The organism is Lewinella sp. JB7 (assembly GCF_024297185.1).
In the GTDB taxonomy this organism is placed as follows: Bacteria; Bacteroidota; Bacteroidia; order Chitinophagales; family Saprospiraceae; genus Neolewinella.
In genome coordinates, this window is the sequence record NZ_JANCTD010000001.1 from 699,771 (window position 1) to 714,524 (window position 14,754).

Below are 14,754 nucleotides of genomic sequence, written 5' to 3' on the forward strand. Positions count from 1 at the left end.
AAGAATATAAATGTTAAAATTGGCGATTTCCGGTAATTATATATGGCGATAAAAAATACGAGGGGGATTCCGTCAGTTTTTGCTGCATCTGATTAATTGATCGATAACTACCTGACTCACTAAGACGCCGGCCCACCTTCGGTCGGTAAGATTATAATCCCTCATGAAATCCTTTTTGACGATACTCGTCCTGGTGGCCTATGCCACCACCGGACAAGCCAACAACATTGACGTCACCAACGTAACCCTGGGTGAACGAAATGTGGTTAACGGAACCCGCATCATCCAATTCGACGTCGGCTGGGAAAATTCCTGGCGCGTCAGCGCGGCCCCCGCAAACTGGGATGCCGCCTGGATCTTCATCAAATTCCAGGAACAAGACGGCACCTGGTCCCACGCCACCCTTTCTGCGGCCACTCCCGGCACCTCCTTTACCACTACCGAGACGACCGCCGACAGCGTCGGGCTCTTCGTGTACCGAACGGCGGAGGGCTCCGGTAATGTCGCCCACAACGCCATTCAGGCCGTTTGGGAATATCGCAGCGACGGAGTGGATGATTCGGCTCTCGTCACCGTCGAAGTCTACGCCGTCGAGATGGTCTACGTGCCCCAGGGTTCCTTTTACCTCGGCTCCGACGGCAGCAGCCTGCTCGAATTCTACCACCACCAGTCGCTGCTCCCCCTGGAACGGGACCCCTATCCCGTAACTTCCGAAGGCAGCATCCGAATAGGTGCGCTAAATGGCGATCTGAACTTCGTCGGTGCCACCTATGCGGGTGATCTTTTCGGCACCCTACCGGTCAGTTTCCCGAAAGGATACCGGGCATTCTATTGCATGAAGTACGAAACCAGCCAGCAGCAGTACGTGAAATTTTTCAATACGGCCGGCGACGCGCAAAAGTCGCTGCTGGACCTGGCCGGACTGGGTACGCTTTGCGCGGATCTGGAATTATTTCGTAATTCCTTCTGCTGGACCGGAGCAAACGAAGTGACCACCTCCAACCCCTACATCCCGGTCACTTTCCTGTCCGCGGGCCAGATGATGGCCTACCTGGACTGGACGGGTCTGCGGCCCATGACGGAACTGGAGTACGAAAAAGCGTGTCGCGGGCCCGGCTATCCGATTCCGGATGAATATGCCTGGGGCAACGCCGAGATCAATCTGGATCACTATCAGGTGACCAACCAGGATGCCGGTAACGAAGGGGTGGTCAATGCGGACGAGATATCGGAAACGAAAGGCAACGGACTATACCTGGGTAATGCCCTGCGGATATCCCTGGTACCGCTTCAGGGCCCCATCCGCGTCGGAGCCTTCGCGGGCAGCGGCACCCGCTATACCCGCCTGAGCAGCGGGGGCAGCTACTACGGAATCATGGAGCTGTCGGGAAACTTGGGTGAGTTGGTCGTTACGGTCGGCGACCCCGTCGGCCGGTTATTCAGCGGTGCGCACGGAGACGGCACCCTGTCCTCCTCCGGGCTGCCGACCGTCCTGGATTGGCCCCTGTCGGGCACCGGCTACGGTAGTCGCGGCGGGTCGTTCGCCCTCCCGCGCGCCAGTTTGCGGGTATCCTCGCGGGAGTTTGCGGTAACCAACTTCACCGCGGGCGAAGTCCACGGCTTCCGCGGCGTGCGGACCGCACCGCTGTAAAACGGTCTGCCCCTACCCTCCCTCTCACTATCCCAAAAGAAACATATGTATCTCACCTTTACCCAAAACCTATTCCTTGCCCTTATTATAGGCTTTCTCGCTACCCTCTCGCCAACCATCGGCCTGGGGCAGGCCACGGGGAAGGGCCTGGATAAAAACGCCGCCGAACAACCCATGTACCGGGGCGGCGTGGCGGGCGGCGACGATAGCCAGGTGGCTGCCGAAAGCGCCATGCCCGTCGATCTGGTTCACTTCGCCGCTTCCCGTGAACCCTCCAGGGTTATCATCCGGTGGCGCACCGCTCAGGAAACGGACATTACCGGTTTCGCCGTGGAATATAGCCCGGACGGGCACGACTTCCGGGAGGTGGGCTGGCGCGCCTCTACCGCGGCCCGGGGCGGACAAGGGGAGTACGTTTACCAGCTACCGACACCGGACGGTACGATTGCCTACTACCGACTGCGGATAGTGGAGGCCGACGGCTCTTACTGGTACTCCACGCTCCGTCACCTGCAATTTCCGGGCGCCCCCTGGGCGGTGGCCGCGGCAGCTAACCCCGCCGGTAGCGACCGAATAGCCCTGCGCCTGGAGGGCCTTCCCGGTGGCGAGCCGATCACGGTGCGTATAGCGGATATGACGGGCCGGCTGCTCCATACCGAAGTACATACTACCGTGGGGGCAACCAGTGAATTGCGACTGCCCCTGTACCTGTCTCCGGCCGCGTACGTTGCCATTGTGGAGCGTCAGGGCGGTGACCGGCAAACCCTTAAACTGCTGGTATCCCGCTAGCCCGGAGGAGTTACCGCCGTACCCATACCCGCAGCTCGTTGTTGATGTCGCCCTCCACCCGGAAGTGTTCCATCAGTTCCCGGCCGAGGGCCGTATCGGCCTCCGGATCGTGCACGCGACCCACCAGGTAGCGCACGTCGGGGTTGTTTATGATGGCCCGGGCCGCCAACCGCTCGTCAATCTGGAAGGCCCGCACGTGGTGGTCGAAGAAAAGGAGGGAAGAATGCACGTAGGGCGTAGGCACGGGCCGGTCCAGCAAGTGGTAGGCGATCTGAAAGCCGTTGATGGCAAAGAAGGTCACGCCGGGGTCCAATCGCGGCGCGAGGTAGGCGGCGATCTGGCGGGGCTCGTCGCTTTTCCGGGCGTAATAGAGGGCGTGGCCTACCCCGATTCCCAGGGCTACGACGACCGTTCCCGCCGCCACCCGTCGCCAGTGGCGCCAGTCGTGCCAGGCTCGACCCACCAACAGGCCCACCCACAGCGCGACTACCGGATGCAACTGGATCTGGTAGTGCCCGAATCGCTTACCGGTCAGCAGCACTACGACCGTAACGAGCGCGAACAGCAGGAAAAGGAATCGCTCCCACGTCCGGAAATCATGGCTTTTCTTCCGCATATACCGCACCCGCGCGACACCGCCCAGCAGCAGGAAAGGCGCGTAGCGCAGCAGGTAATCCCCCATATACTTCAGCCGCAGGTACCACGGCAGCTCGATGGGATAGGCCCCGCCCACCTCCACGGTGTAGAACCATAGAGCCGACAACAGATCGTGGTACGTATAGTAGGCCACCACCCCCAGCTGCGGCAGGGAAAAGCTGGCGACCAGGGCCAGGCCACCGAGGAAAAGCCTTCGGTATTCTCCACGCTGGAAGTAGAAGTGCACCAGAAAAAGTCCGGTAGCCAGTGCCTCGGCCGCCACGAAGGGCTTAATGATGAAACCGAGGCCCAGAAGTAGGCCCGCCACCGGCCAGTGCCAGAAGGGATCGCGGCACCGATCCCGCGTACGGGGAGCCACCGCCAGCGTCACCGCCGCGAGGGTGAATACGTTGAAGAATATCTCGGTGTTGGGCGATATTCCGTAGAAGGTGTACACGCTGCACATGAAGATGTACACGCCGCCCGCCACCCAACCGGCTACGGCTCCCCCTCCGGCCCTCCGGGTGGCCAAAGACAGTAGCCAGCCCCCCAGACCGACGAATACACTGGCGGCCGCGCGAAGCAGGAAAATGCTGCCGCCGGTCAGCTTGATGAGCGCCGCGTAAATCCAGAAGATGCCGATCGGCTTGGTGTCGATGACATCACGCAGGTACACTTCCCCCCGCAGCAACTCGTCGGCGATCACGATGTAGGTGCTCTCGTCGTGGTTGATCACGGAAATGAAGAAGGATCCCCAGCGGAGGAGGAGGGCCAGGAGGATAAATACCGCCGGGGTCAGCCAGGGAGAGAGGGAGCGGTGGATGGAGGGGGAAGGAAGCAAAGGGGCGGGTGCGCGGGAGCAATGATGGGTCGACGGCCGGGCGGATACGGAGGCGACGACGAAGACCGGCTCCGGGCTACCTTTACGCCATGTATCAGCGAATCGTCATAAAGGTAGGCACCAATGTCCTCACGCGGGCGGACGGCCGGGTAGATATCACCAACATCAGCAGTCTAGTCGACCAGATCGCCCATCTCAAACAGCGGGGCGTGGAGCTGGTCCTCGTTTCCTCCGGAGCGGTAGGGGCGGGAAAGGAATTGCTGCCGAACCGAACCGACGACGGGGCCGTGGCCCAGCGACAAGTGTATTCGGCCATCGGGCAGGTCAGGCTCATGGAACTGTACCGCCAACTCTTTGCCGGCCATGGCCTACTCTGTGCCCAGGTGCTGGCCACGAAGGGCGACTTTCGGGACGATCTGCACTACGACAATATGCTCAACTGCTTCCGGGCCCTGCTGATGGATCAGATCGTCCCCGTCGTGAACGAAAACGACGTGGTGGCCGTCACCGAACTGATGTTCACCGACAACGACGAGCTGGCGGGACTGGTCGCCCGTATGGTCGGCGCCGAAGCCCTCGTGATCCTCAGCAGCGTGGAGGGACTCTACGACGGGCCGCCGGACGCCGCGGAAAGCCGCCTCATCACCCGGGTGGATCCGGATGATCCTACTGCCGACCGCTACGTGCAGGCCCGCAAGACCAGCGGCGGCCGGGGCGGTATGGCCACGAAGTTGCGGATCGCGACCGAAACGGCCCGGGCCGGCATTCCCGTCATGATCGGCAACGGACGTCGCCCGGGTATCCTGCACCGACTACTGGAAAGTGAATGGCCGGGCACCACGGTGCGCTAGCGCGCAAACAATACCCCCGTCCCCAATCCAGTTCATTAGCTTTGCCCTCCCCGCCTATGCGCCTATCCCTACTGCTCGGAATTTTGCTGACGTGCCTCGCGGCCTGCGAAGTGGATCGCGATTTCGTCACCGGCGAGGCCGTAAACCTCCGGTTCGGAGTGGATACTCTGCGGTTCGATACGGTGTTTACGGCCCGGGGGAGTGCTACGCAATCCTTTAAGGTCTACAACGACGCCGCCGACCCGGTACGGATCGACCGGATCTCGGTAGCGGGCATGACCGGTGTTCACTTTACCTTCAACGTGGACGGCACCATGGGCCCGGACGCCCGCGACGTCGTGATTTGGGGCCGCGACAGCATCTTCGTCTTCGTGGAAGCGGAGGTGGACCCCACGGCGCCCGAATCGGTGAGCCCCTTTATCGCCGAGGATCTCCTCATCTTCGAGACCGGCGACAGGCGGTCGGAGGTCGTGCTGGAAGCCTACGGACAGAACGCCAACTACCTGAACGGCTTTAACCGCGGACGCTTCTTTCAGCCCATCTGTCAGGACGGCACCTTCACCCTGCCGGTCGATCTGCCGACGGTTATCTACGGCTCCATGATCATCGATAGCTGTACCGTGCGCGCGCTGGCCGGGACGCGCATTTACTTCCACGGCGGCATTCAGCGCAATCTCAACCTCGGCGGGAACGGCATCTTCAACGACGGATTCATCTACACCCTTCCGGAGGGCCGGCTGCACCTGCTGGGGACGCTGGACAATCCGGTCATACTGGCTACCGACCGCCTCGAGGAAGACTTTGAAGAAAGCCGGGGCGCGTATCGGGGGCTCATCTTCGGTCCCGAGAGCACCGGCAACCGCATCGAACACACCCGGATCTACAATTCGATCGTGGGCATCACCGCCGACAGTCTGGCCGAGGTGACCGTCGAAAATTCGATCATCGCCAATAGCAGTGGCGCGGCCATTAGTACGTACCAGTCGACCGTGACGGCCCGCAACAGTTTGTTCCACTCCAACTACGGAAATACGATCCAGTACCTGAAGGGGGGCAGCCTTACGCTCGAGCACTGCACCCTGGCGAACTACGGAACCGATGCCGCGGCCCTGGCCCTGCTCAATTTCAGCTGCGACGACAACGACGTCTGCCTGGCCGCGCCCCTTACCGCCCGGGTCACTAACAGCATCATCAGTGGAGCACGCACGAATCAGTTGCTCTTCGCCGACGGCTTCAACGGTCAGCAACCCGGCTTTTTTGACGTGAAGATCAGCCACTCGGTGGTGCGGACCGACGATGAATTCCTGCGCAGCAACGACGGCATCTTCCGTGATTTTTACGGTACCGACTGTACCGACTGCTACAATTACCAGTCGGGCGACCCCCTCTTCGTCTCCATCAGTCAGGACGATTATCACCCCGACAGCCTCAGTGTAGCCCGCAACCGGGCGGTCTTCCTGCCCGAACTTCCCCGCGACCTGGAGGGGGCGGAGCGTGACGCCGAGCGGCCGGATGCCGGCGCGTTGGAGTGGCAAGCCGGAAACTGATACAAACCAATCGCCGGTAGCCGGCGTTACACCTCGAACCCCACCCCGCGTACATGGTCATTGACAACATGCTCTACAATCTGGGTCGTTACGTGACCCTGCTGCGTTCGTCCGTCGCCCGGCCGGAGAAATTTTCGATGTACTACAAGGAGACGATGCGGCAGATGGACGCCATCGGCGTGGGCTCCGTATTCATCGTGCTCCTGATCTCGGTCTTCATCGGAATGGTGACGGCCGTGCAGTTTGCCGATCAGCTGGGCGACAGCTTCGTACCATCTTACTACATCGGCTACATCGTCCGGGACATCACCATCATCGAGATGGCCCCGACGATCACCTGTCTGGTGCTGGCCGGTAAGGTCGGCTCTAACCTGGCAGCCGAGATCGGGGGGATGCGCCAGAAGGAACACATCGACGCCATGGAGATCATGGGGGTCAATACCGCCGCCTACCTCATCATGCCGAAGATCATTGCCGCCGTGGTGGTCATTCCTATGCTGGTGGCCATCTCGGCCTTCGTGAGCATCATAGGCGGGTACATCAGTACGGTGGTGCCCGGTACCATATCCCATACGGAATACGTGCTGGGACTGCGATCCTTCTTCGTTCCCCGCTACGTCTTTATGATGTTCGTCAAGGCCGCCGTATTCGCCTTTCTGCTCACGTCGGTCAGTTGTTACATGGGCTACTACGTCAAGGGCGGCAGCATCGAACTCGGTCAGGCCAGCACCAACGCCGTGGTCGTCAGCGACGTGCTGATCCTGGTTTTCGATTTTCTCATTGCCCTGCTGCTAACCTAATCCGCCCCGCATGATCCGTACGCAAGACATCACGAAATCGTTCGGTGAGAACGAGGTCCTGAAGGGCATCACTACCGAGTTCTACGACGGAAAGCCTAACCTGATCATCGGCAGTTCCGGGGCCGGTAAGACGGTGCTGCTCAAGCTTCTGGTAGGATTGTTCAAACCCACTTCGGGAAAGGTGTTCTACGACGACGTCGACCTGTTCTCCCTCGATGACGAGGCCATTCGCGAAGTGCGGATGAAGGTGGGAATGCTCTTTCAGGGCAATGCCCTCTTCGACTCGATGACGGTGGGCGAGAATATCCGTTTTCCGATGGACATGTTTACCAAGAAAACAGCCGGAGAGAAAGCTAAGCGGGTCGATGAGTGCCTCGAAATGGTCAACATGGAAGGCGTCAACGATCGCTTCCCCTCCGAGGTCTCCGGGGGTATGCAAAAGCGGGTTGGCATCGCCCGCGCCATGGTCCTGGAGCCTAAGTACCTCTTCTGCGACGAACCCAACTCGGGCCTGGACCCCAAGACGAGTATTCTGATCGACGAACTGATCTGCGATCTTACCTACAAGAATAATATCACCACCGTCATTAATACCCACGATATGAACTCCGTCATGGGCATCGGTGATAATATCGTCCTGCTCAAGGACGGCCACCTGGTCTGGCAGGGCGATAAGTCGCAGGTACTCGAAACCGATAAGGAGGTACTGCAGGACTTCATCTTCGCCAGTCCCTTCCTGCGCCGCCTGCGGGAAGATGCGCTCAAGCAACGTCACGCGCACGACTAAGTCGAATTCCGGTATTCAGCGTACGAAATCCGCCAACGTCCGGCCGCCGGGGTTCGTCTACGGGGAAATCGTATTCCCATGCGTTACCTGATCTGTTTACTCCCCCTGCTCTTCTTCGCCTGCGGTGAAGATGCCCCCCGACTGGACTGTCCGACCGGTCTGATCAGCGTAGGAGACCGGATCATTCTTCCCGACGACACGGCCCTGGAACTGGTGCGAGTGAGCGACAACCGCTGCCCCTGCGATGCCGTATGCGTCTGGGCCGGCTACCTGCAGGCTACGCTTACCGACGGAGACACGACGCTGATGGTGTCCGACGTCACCGTTTCCGATTCCCTGGGTATCGTGGATGCGGTGAGTTACCGGGGCTTCGTCATCTCCATCGACGATATCCAGCTCAAGACGGGGGAGTGTAAGACTTACTACCCGCAGTCGGACTACTGCATCGGCTTTGTGGTAGAGTAGCCGTGACGAACCGACGGTTGTATTACCTTTAGCGGGTACCCAAGTCGTCCCTGCCATGCACCAAATAATCCGCCTTACTCTTTTGATTTGTCTCGGTCTTGCGCTCTGTACCTGTCAGGACAGCAGCGACACCGGTCTGCGGGCCGCCACCCAGTCGCGCGACGGAAGCGCGGAGTCAGACCGACCCGACTACGCGCTCGTTATCCACGGCGGGGCGGGCACCATCCTCAAGGAAAATATGACCGACGAGCGTGCCGCGGCCATCGAAGCCGCCATGAATGCCGCCCTGGACGCCGGGGAGGCGGTCCTGCGCGACGGGGGCAGCGCGGCGGACGCGGTGGAGGCTACCATATGGGTCATGGAGGACAGCCCCTATTTCAATTCCGCGAAGGGAGCCGTGTTCACCAATGCCGGCATCAACGAACTTGACGCCAGCTTCATGACTGGTCACGACCAAAACGCCGGGGCCGTCGGAGGCATCACCAATCTGAAGCACCCCATCAGTGCCGCCCGGGCCGTGATGGAGAAATCGGAACACGTGCTGCTTACCGGAAAGGGAGCCGAGGAGTTTGCCGCCGGAGCGGGGCTGGAGGTCGTCGATCCCGCCTACTTCTTTACGCAGGAGCGGTACGACGCGCTACAGCGCGCGCTCGCCGGGGAAAAAGTGGAACAGGAAAAAGTCGACGTCGATAAAAAGCACGGAACCGTCGGCTGTGTTGCCCTCGACAAGGATGGTAACCTCGCGGCCGGCACCAGCACCGGGGGTATGACCAACAAGCGTTACAACCGGCTGGGCGACAGTCCCATCATCGGCGCCGGTACCTACGCCGACAACGCTACCTGCGGGGTCAGCTGCACGGGTTGGGGAGAGTACTTTATTCGCTACGCCGTGGCCTACGACGTCCACGCCCGCATGGCCTACGCCGGAGCTTCGTTAAAGGAAGCCACCGATGCCGTTATCCACCAGACGCTGGTCGAAAAGGGCGGCACCGGTGGCCTCATCGCGCTCGACGCCCGGGGGAACGTGGCCATGCCGTTTAATACTCCCGGAATGTACCGGGGCTACCTGAAGGCCGGAGGAGAGCGGGAGGTTAGGTTTTATGAAGAGTGAAAATTTATAATTTACAATTTGAAATTTAAGATTGGAAATTTAGCGGCTTTGCTCGCTGCGCTCGTGGCTATGGCTTGTTCCGGCTACCGAGATAGGCGATGGGGACTCCCGAGGAAGGGATTTACCATTTACCATTTCTGAAGTACCATGTCAAATTTAGCGGCTTTGCTCGCTGCGCTCGTGGTTGCGGCCGGGGCATTTTTCCGGCTACCGAGATAGGCGATGGGGACTCCCGAGGAAGGGATTTACCATTTACTATTTCTGAAGTACCATGTCGAATTTGGCGGCTTTGCTCGCTGCGCTCGTGGCTGTGGCTTTTTCCGACTACCGAGATAGGCGATGGGGACTCCCCAGGAAGGGATTTACCATTTACCATTTCTGAATTACCATGTCGAATTTGGCGGCTCTGCTCGCTGCGCTCGTGGTTGCGGCCGGGACATTTTTTCGGCTGATGAATAGGTACAGGAGCCCTATGGTAAGGGATTTACCATTTACCATTTCTGAAGTACCATGTCGAATTTGGCGGCTTTGCTCGCTGCGCTCGTCCGTTGATTTTAAAGTGGTCCTCTTGTGCCAAGCGATCACGAAGGGTCAGTGTCGCCACTAAAGACAACGGACACGTATAACCAATTTAAAATTTCACATTAAAAATTTGAAATTTTAAACCGTCGTAAACATCTCCTCTACCGGGAAGCGCACCTTGGCGTGTTCCTGGGTAGCGTCTTCGGGAGAGCGGTAGCCGACCGGGGCGATCACCGTGGCGGTCAGTCCCTGAGCTTCGAGTCCGAGAATACGGTCGTAGGCGGCGACGTCGAATCCTTCCATTGGACAGGTGTCGATGCCCATTTCGGCGGCGGCGGCCAGTAGGGTGCCCAGTCCAATGTATGCCTGCCGTTGGTTCCAGGTCTGGACGCTCTCCAGATCCTTTCCGGCCACCGAGCCCTTCATGTATTCGGCGTAACCGTCGAGATTTTCGCGCGGAACACCACGGACCTCGGCGATCCGGTCGACGTAGGAGTCGATGTATTCCGGGGACATATCGCGCTTGGCGGCAAAAACGAATACGTGGGAGCTCTCAGTCAGTTGCGGCTGGTTGTAGCTGGCTTCCCGGAGTTGTTCCTTCACTGCGGGATCCTCTATCACGACTACGCGGTAGGGCTGGAGACCAAAGCTGGAGGCGGCGAGGTTAGTAGCTTCCTTGAGCGTGGCCAACTGCTCGGGGCTGAGGCGGCGGGAGGCATCAAAACGTTTCGTGGCGTAGCGCCACTTGAGGCTTTCAATCAGATTCATGGGGATAATTATTGTACCTACATTAATTTGTGAGAAGGTAAAAAGTTTTGTGCGGGGACGCGGGAGCAATCAATTTTAAATTGACCATTTAAATTGCAGATTCCACGGGTGCGTCTTACTTTTGCGTCCGCTTCCAGCGACACACCCTATGCCCAGGTGGTGGAATTGGTAGACACGCCAGCTTGAGGGGCTGGTGTCCATTGCGGACGTGCAGGTTCGACTCCTGTCCTGGGCACGCATACGAATAGCTTCTCCGTGATCCGGGGAGGCTATTTTTGTTTGCGGCCGTCCGGGGCGGTTTGTCTCCTCGGGAATGTGCGTTATTTTGCGGGTACGCCGATCCGGGTGTAATCCGTGCCCGCCGCTACCTTGATTCGCGACGGGTAGCTCTACCTTTACCGCATGATCCTTCCCGCACTCCTCCGGGCCCGCAGTCAGCACCGCAAACTACTGGCCGTTCTCGTCGACCCCGACAAGGCTTCGCGCGAAAATCTGGAAACCCTGGGAGCCTACGCTAATGAGGGTTTGGTCGACTACTTTCTCTGGGGCGGAAGCCTGGTCAACGAAGGGGAATCCTCCTACTATTTGCGCCTACTGAAATCGATCACCGACGTTCCGGTGCTCCTCTTCCCCGGCTCGGTGTACCAACTCGACGAGCAGGCCGATGCCCTGCTGTTGCTCTCCCTCATTTCGGGACGCAATCCGGAGTTGCTGATCGGGCACCACGTCACGGTAGCCGGCCGGATCAAGCAACTGGGATTGACGCCCATCCCTACGGGATATATCCTGATCGACGGCGGCCGGCCCACTTCCGTCACCTACATGAGCGGCACGACTCCCATACCTTCGGACAAGCCCGCCATCGCCGCCGCGACCGCCCTGGCCGGCGAGCAACTCGGTCTACGGCTCATTTACCTCGACGCCGGCAGCGGCGCCCTCAACCCCGTGGACGCCCGCATGATCCGGGCCGTCCGCGCTGAGGTAGACCTACCCCTTATCGTCGGCGGCGGCATTCGCAGTCCGGAGCGCGCCCGCCAGGCCCTGAATGCGGGCGCGGACCTGATCGTGGTCGGCAACGGACTGGAACGCGACGCCCACTGGCTGCCGGAACTGGCGGAGGTCGTCCGGGGCGGGGTGCGGGTCGGGTAGCTATCCGGGGTAGGGGCAATACGTACCGTGACTACCGAGGGCCGCCGCATAGTAAAATAGCACCGCCGCACATGTCACTAAATTCAGTGCGCAAACTCGTCCGTTATAGTTCCCGCGGAGACTTGCTGGTTGCCGACCAGGCACCAAAAGGGGAGGGGTACTGGCCCCGGCGGGGCCATCCTTTATGAGCGAGCTTGTGGAGGGGGCGTCTCCGACGGCTCCCGCAACTCCTCGCGATCAATCCGGCGAGGGTGTTTTTTGTCGCGGTGAGTATGATTATCGGAACCTTACCAGCGATCGGAGAGGATTGTCATAGGCCAGAACGGTTTTCATTCATCGCTGTCAGAGACAGCGTCGTGCTTTCGCGGCCGGAGGCCGCATTGTACTGTCGCTGCCGGAGGCAGCATCGTACTTCCGCTGCCGGAGGCAGCTTCCTACTTCGCTGCCGGAGGCAGCATTGTACTTCGCGGCCGGAGGCCGCATTGTACTACTTGGTGGAGAAGGGCATGGCCACGGCCTTGCCGAACTCGAGGTCGGTGAAGTCGATCTGCATGCCGGCGGTACCCTCGCTGCCGCCGTTGATCACGACGGTACGGGAGCGGGGGAAGGTCTGCCGCAGGCCGTCGGCGGCGGCGTAGTCGCCGTTAGTGACGGTGAGGGTACGGTCCTGGGCGAGTTCCCGGAGTTCCATGGTAAGGGGACGGTAGGTGAGGGGATCGATGCGGTAATCGGTGGCGAATTCCCGATTACGGCCCGTGAGCCGGATGGCATTATCGGCCCGGTCGACCTCGAGGTCTTCGGTGAGGAAAACGGCGTTGCCGAAAAAGATCTCCTGCAGCAAGTCGAAGCGGGCGGGGATCTTATACTTCTTTTCGATGTAGCTGAGGGGCTCGGCGATGTACTCGTTCTCCAACCGGTTGTAGAGGAAGAAAGAGTCGGGGCGGATAAGCGCCCGTGCGCCCTCGAAACCGAATTTCTTAACGCTCATCCAGATGGCTTCGTCGCGGTGGATCCGGATGTAGGCCGTGCCACCGATGCTGAGCTTCTCGCTGTCGAGATCGACTTTGGCCTTCGCGTCCAGCCATTCGGCGGTGGTTCGGTTGTCGTCGATGGACCGTAGCACCTGCGCTAGCCGCAACTTGCCCGTTGGTAGATCAGTGTTGCCTGCAGACGGGCCGGCCACTTTACGGTTGCAGTTGGCTAACAGTAGAACAGCCAGTAAGGCCAGTAGAGTAGATCGCATGGAGAGCATTAGCTTTTGAGCCGGGATATCTTCTCGGAAAGAGTAGGGGACTTGCTGCCGGCCGCGCGGGCCCGGGTGTAGAAGTCTGCGGCCGCGTCCCGATCGCCGGCCCGTTGCCGCGCGTCGCCCATGAGTTCGAGAAGGAGGGCGTTGGTGTTGAGCGGGTTGTCCGCGGCGGAAAGAATTGCGGAGTCCGGTTCATTTACCTGACGGAGGTAAAGGGCCAGGGGACCATTATTTCCACCCGGAAGGCGATCGGTATCGACCTCCATTTTGGCGACCGGTTTTTTCAGCAGGGCAACGGCGGTAGTCAGCTCCTCCAGCGCGGCGGCGGATTCCGGACTGGCACTCACCATGAACTGGGCCTGCTGGAGCAGACTGTTAGCGGCGGCGAAGTCGCCCCGGAAGGCCTCCCCCAGGGCGTAGTGCACGTAGATCGACGGGCGGTTGGGGAATATATCCAGCGCTTCCTCCCCGTACTTGCGGAGGTCGGCCATCTGGTTGCTGAGGTAAAGACTGGCCATCAGCTGTTCCCAGACTGGATAGACGGTATCGTCGAGTTTCAGGGTAGCGCGGTAGGCATCGGCGGCTTCGGCGGGGCGACCGGAATGGAAATACAGATCCCCCTCAATGGCGGAAGCTTTGGCGGCATCGGGGTGCACGCGACGCAGTTCGCCGGTAAGCACGAGCAGCCGGTCGGCGAGGTCCCGGTCGCCGGTAGTGGCCACCTGCTGTACGAGGGGAAGCAGTTTACCGACCTTCAGGTCCAGATCGACGTCGGCACGACCCAGTAAAGCCATAAGCTCCGAGTCACCGGTACCTGCGCCGGCACGCGGGGCGGCGTCCTGGAGCGCGAGTTGCGCACGTACGTCATCCGGCTCGAGTTGTAGAATCGCGCGGTACACTTCCCGGGCATTTTTGTCGTCGTTCTGACTCGAATAGTAACCCGCCAGCAGGTGCCGGAATCCTACGTGGTCGGGGAAGGCCTCCACCAGTCGGGTGAGTTCCCGCTCGGCCCGCTTCAGATCGCCGGTCCCGAGGTACAGCGCATGCTTTAGCCGGGTAACTTCGGGGTTAATGCCGATGCGCCCCTCCAGGTCTTCGTAGGTCTTTACGGCTCCCTTAATGTCCTGATCGCGCACCTGAAAAGCGGCACGTTCGAGGTAGTTCCCGGTTTCGGCCGGATTGACCTTGATGCGCTCCGCGTACAGGTCGGCCCCTTCCCGGTACCGTCCGGCCGACTGGTACAATTCCGCCAGAAAGGCGGCATACACCTCATTGGGACGCAGGCCGTAAGCGGAACGCAGTGCCTCAATGGCCGCCGGGGTATTGCCCGCCGCGTACTCCAATCTCCCCAGTTCGAAGAGTGCCGGATCGTTCCTGGAGTCGTCTTCCAGCAGGGCACGGAATTTGGTGATGGCTTCGTCGGTCTTACCGAGTAATGCTTCCTGCATGGCTTCGATGAAGCGGCCCTCCAGCCCGACCTCGCGCTCGTTCACCGCTCCCTGGGCACCCAGGAAATGGACGAGAGCGAATAGGGGGAGGAGGAGCAGGTAGCGCATGACGGGTAGAAAGTAAGCTAACGACTTAACAA

Annotated in this window: 13 protein-coding genes and 1 tRNA gene; 10 read left to right on the forward strand and 4 right to left on the reverse strand. The window is 60.2% G+C overall.

Translation table 11 applies throughout. The features are described 5' to 3' along the window. The first annotated feature begins 163 nt into the window (after nt 1-163). Complete coding sequence (locus NMA52_RS02585) at nt 164-1,651, forward strand: SUMF1/EgtB/PvdO family nonheme iron enzyme (protein ID WP_254826074.1); 1,488 nt, start codon at nt 164-166, stop codon at nt 1,649-1,651. Between the two features lie 45 nt (nt 1,652-1,696). After that, a complete protein-coding gene (locus tag NMA52_RS02590) occupies nt 1,697-2,440 on the forward strand; it encodes a hypothetical protein (protein ID WP_254826075.1) in 744 nt (247 codons plus the stop codon). A 10-nt stretch (nt 2,441-2,450) separates the two neighbouring features. On the opposite strand, the gene NMA52_RS02595 is transcribed toward NMA52_RS02590, so the two are convergent. Further along, on the reverse strand, nt 2,451-3,917 hold the full coding sequence (locus NMA52_RS02595) for a glycosyltransferase family 39 protein (RefSeq protein WP_254826076.1): 1,467 nt from the start codon (nt 3,915-3,917) through the stop codon (nt 2,451-2,453). 89 nt (nt 3,918-4,006) lie between these two features. Between NMA52_RS02595 and proB the strand changes: the two genes are divergently transcribed. The 6 genes from proB (at nt 4,007) to NMA52_RS02625 (ending at nt 9,478) form a co-directional block, all read left to right on the forward strand. Continuing rightward, nucleotides 4,007-4,768, forward strand: a complete 762-nt coding sequence (gene proB / locus NMA52_RS02600) for a glutamate 5-kinase (RefSeq protein WP_254826077.1) — start codon at nt 4,007-4,009, stop codon at nt 4,766-4,768. A 56-nt stretch (nt 4,769-4,824) separates the two neighbouring features. Next, nucleotides 4,825-6,315, forward strand: a complete 1,491-nt coding sequence (locus NMA52_RS02605) for a right-handed parallel beta-helix repeat-containing protein (protein WP_254826078.1) — start codon at nt 4,825-4,827, stop codon at nt 6,313-6,315. 53 nt (nt 6,316-6,368) lie between these two features. Then, nucleotides 6,369-7,115 carry an ABC transporter permease gene (locus NMA52_RS02610; RefSeq protein ID WP_254826079.1) on the forward strand — a complete coding sequence of 249 codons (747 nt, stop codon included), beginning with the start codon at nt 6,369-6,371 and terminating at the stop codon, nt 7,113-7,115. A gap of 10 nt (nt 7,116-7,125) precedes the next feature. Then, entirely contained in the window at nt 7,126-7,902 is a 777-nt protein-coding gene (locus tag NMA52_RS02615; RefSeq protein ID WP_254826080.1) for an ABC transporter ATP-binding protein, read from the forward strand. Nucleotides 7,903-7,980: 78 nt separating this feature from the next. Then, nucleotides 7,981-8,367: a hypothetical protein gene (locus tag NMA52_RS02620; RefSeq protein WP_254826081.1), complete on the forward strand. Its 387-nt coding sequence runs from the start codon at nt 7,981-7,983 to the stop codon at nt 8,365-8,367. Nucleotides 8,368-8,422: 55 nt separating this feature from the next. Next, nucleotides 8,423-9,478: an isoaspartyl peptidase/L-asparaginase family protein gene (locus tag NMA52_RS02625; RefSeq protein WP_254826082.1), complete on the forward strand. Its 1,056-nt coding sequence runs from the start codon at nt 8,423-8,425 to the stop codon at nt 9,476-9,478. A gap of 660 nt (nt 9,479-10,138) precedes the next feature. On the opposite strand, the gene NMA52_RS02630 is transcribed toward NMA52_RS02625, so the two are convergent. Further along, nucleotides 10,139-10,768 (reverse strand): NAD(P)H-dependent oxidoreductase, encoded by a 630-nt coding sequence (locus NMA52_RS02630; protein ID WP_254826083.1) that lies wholly within the window; start codon nt 10,766-10,768, stop codon nt 10,139-10,141. 150 nt (nt 10,769-10,918) lie between these two features. On the opposite strand from NMA52_RS02630, the gene NMA52_RS02635 reads away from it, so the two are divergent. Together NMA52_RS02635 and NMA52_RS02640 are read left to right on the forward strand one after the other, a co-directional pair. Beyond that, nucleotides 10,919-11,003 (forward strand) — tRNA-Leu (locus tag NMA52_RS02635). 167 nt (nt 11,004-11,170) lie between these two features. Continuing rightward, complete coding sequence (locus tag NMA52_RS02640; protein ID WP_254826084.1) at nt 11,171-11,917, forward strand: geranylgeranylglyceryl/heptaprenylglyceryl phosphate synthase; 747 nt, start codon at nt 11,171-11,173, stop codon at nt 11,915-11,917. A 487-nt stretch (nt 11,918-12,404) separates the two neighbouring features. On the opposite strand, the gene NMA52_RS02645 is transcribed toward NMA52_RS02640, so the two are convergent. Both NMA52_RS02645 and NMA52_RS02650 read right to left on the reverse strand, forming a co-directional pair. After that, a complete protein-coding gene (locus NMA52_RS02645; RefSeq protein ID WP_254826085.1) occupies nt 12,405-13,160 on the reverse strand; it encodes a DUF4292 domain-containing protein in 756 nt (251 codons plus the stop codon). 8 nt (nt 13,161-13,168) lie between these two features. Beyond that, nucleotides 13,169-14,722 carry a tetratricopeptide repeat protein gene (locus NMA52_RS02650; protein WP_254826086.1) on the reverse strand — a complete coding sequence of 518 codons (1,554 nt, stop codon included), beginning with the start codon at nt 14,720-14,722 and terminating at the stop codon, nt 13,169-13,171. Between the last annotated feature and the right edge of the window lie 32 nt (nt 14,723-14,754).

What these genes read in the sequence shown, in the direction of transcription:
- proB (WP_254826077.1), top strand. Translation starts at nt 4,007, where the DNA reads ATGTATCAGCGAATCGTCATAAAGGTAGGCACCAATGTCCTCACGCGG.
- NMA52_RS02605 (WP_254826078.1), top strand. Translation starts at nt 4,825, where the DNA reads ATGCGCCTATCCCTACTGCTCGGAATTTTGCTGACGTGCCTCGCGGCC.
- NMA52_RS02615 (WP_254826080.1), top strand. Translation starts at nt 7,126, where the DNA reads ATGATCCGTACGCAAGACATCACGAAATCGTTCGGTGAGAACGAGGTC.
- NMA52_RS02650 (WP_254826086.1), bottom strand. Translation starts at nt 14,722, where the DNA reads ATGCGCTACCTGCTCCTCCTCCCCCTATTCGCTCTCGTCCATTTCCTG.
- NMA52_RS02640 (WP_254826084.1), top strand. Translation starts at nt 11,171, where the DNA reads ATGATCCTTCCCGCACTCCTCCGGGCCCGCAGTCAGCACCGCAAACTA.
- NMA52_RS02625 (WP_254826082.1), top strand. Translation starts at nt 8,423, where the DNA reads ATGCACCAAATAATCCGCCTTACTCTTTTGATTTGTCTCGGTCTTGCG.
- NMA52_RS02610 (WP_254826079.1), top strand. Translation starts at nt 6,369, where the DNA reads ATGGTCATTGACAACATGCTCTACAATCTGGGTCGTTACGTGACCCTG.
- NMA52_RS02645 (WP_254826085.1), bottom strand. Translation starts at nt 13,160, where the DNA reads ATGCGATCTACTCTACTGGCCTTACTGGCTGTTCTACTGTTAGCCAAC.
- NMA52_RS02620 (WP_254826081.1), top strand. Translation starts at nt 7,981, where the DNA reads ATGCGTTACCTGATCTGTTTACTCCCCCTGCTCTTCTTCGCCTGCGGT.
- NMA52_RS02585 (WP_254826074.1), top strand. Translation starts at nt 164, where the DNA reads ATGAAATCCTTTTTGACGATACTCGTCCTGGTGGCCTATGCCACCACC.
- NMA52_RS02630 (WP_254826083.1), bottom strand. Translation starts at nt 10,768, where the DNA reads ATGAATCTGATTGAAAGCCTCAAGTGGCGCTACGCCACGAAACGTTTT.
- NMA52_RS02590 (WP_254826075.1), top strand. Translation starts at nt 1,697, where the DNA reads ATGTATCTCACCTTTACCCAAAACCTATTCCTTGCCCTTATTATAGGC.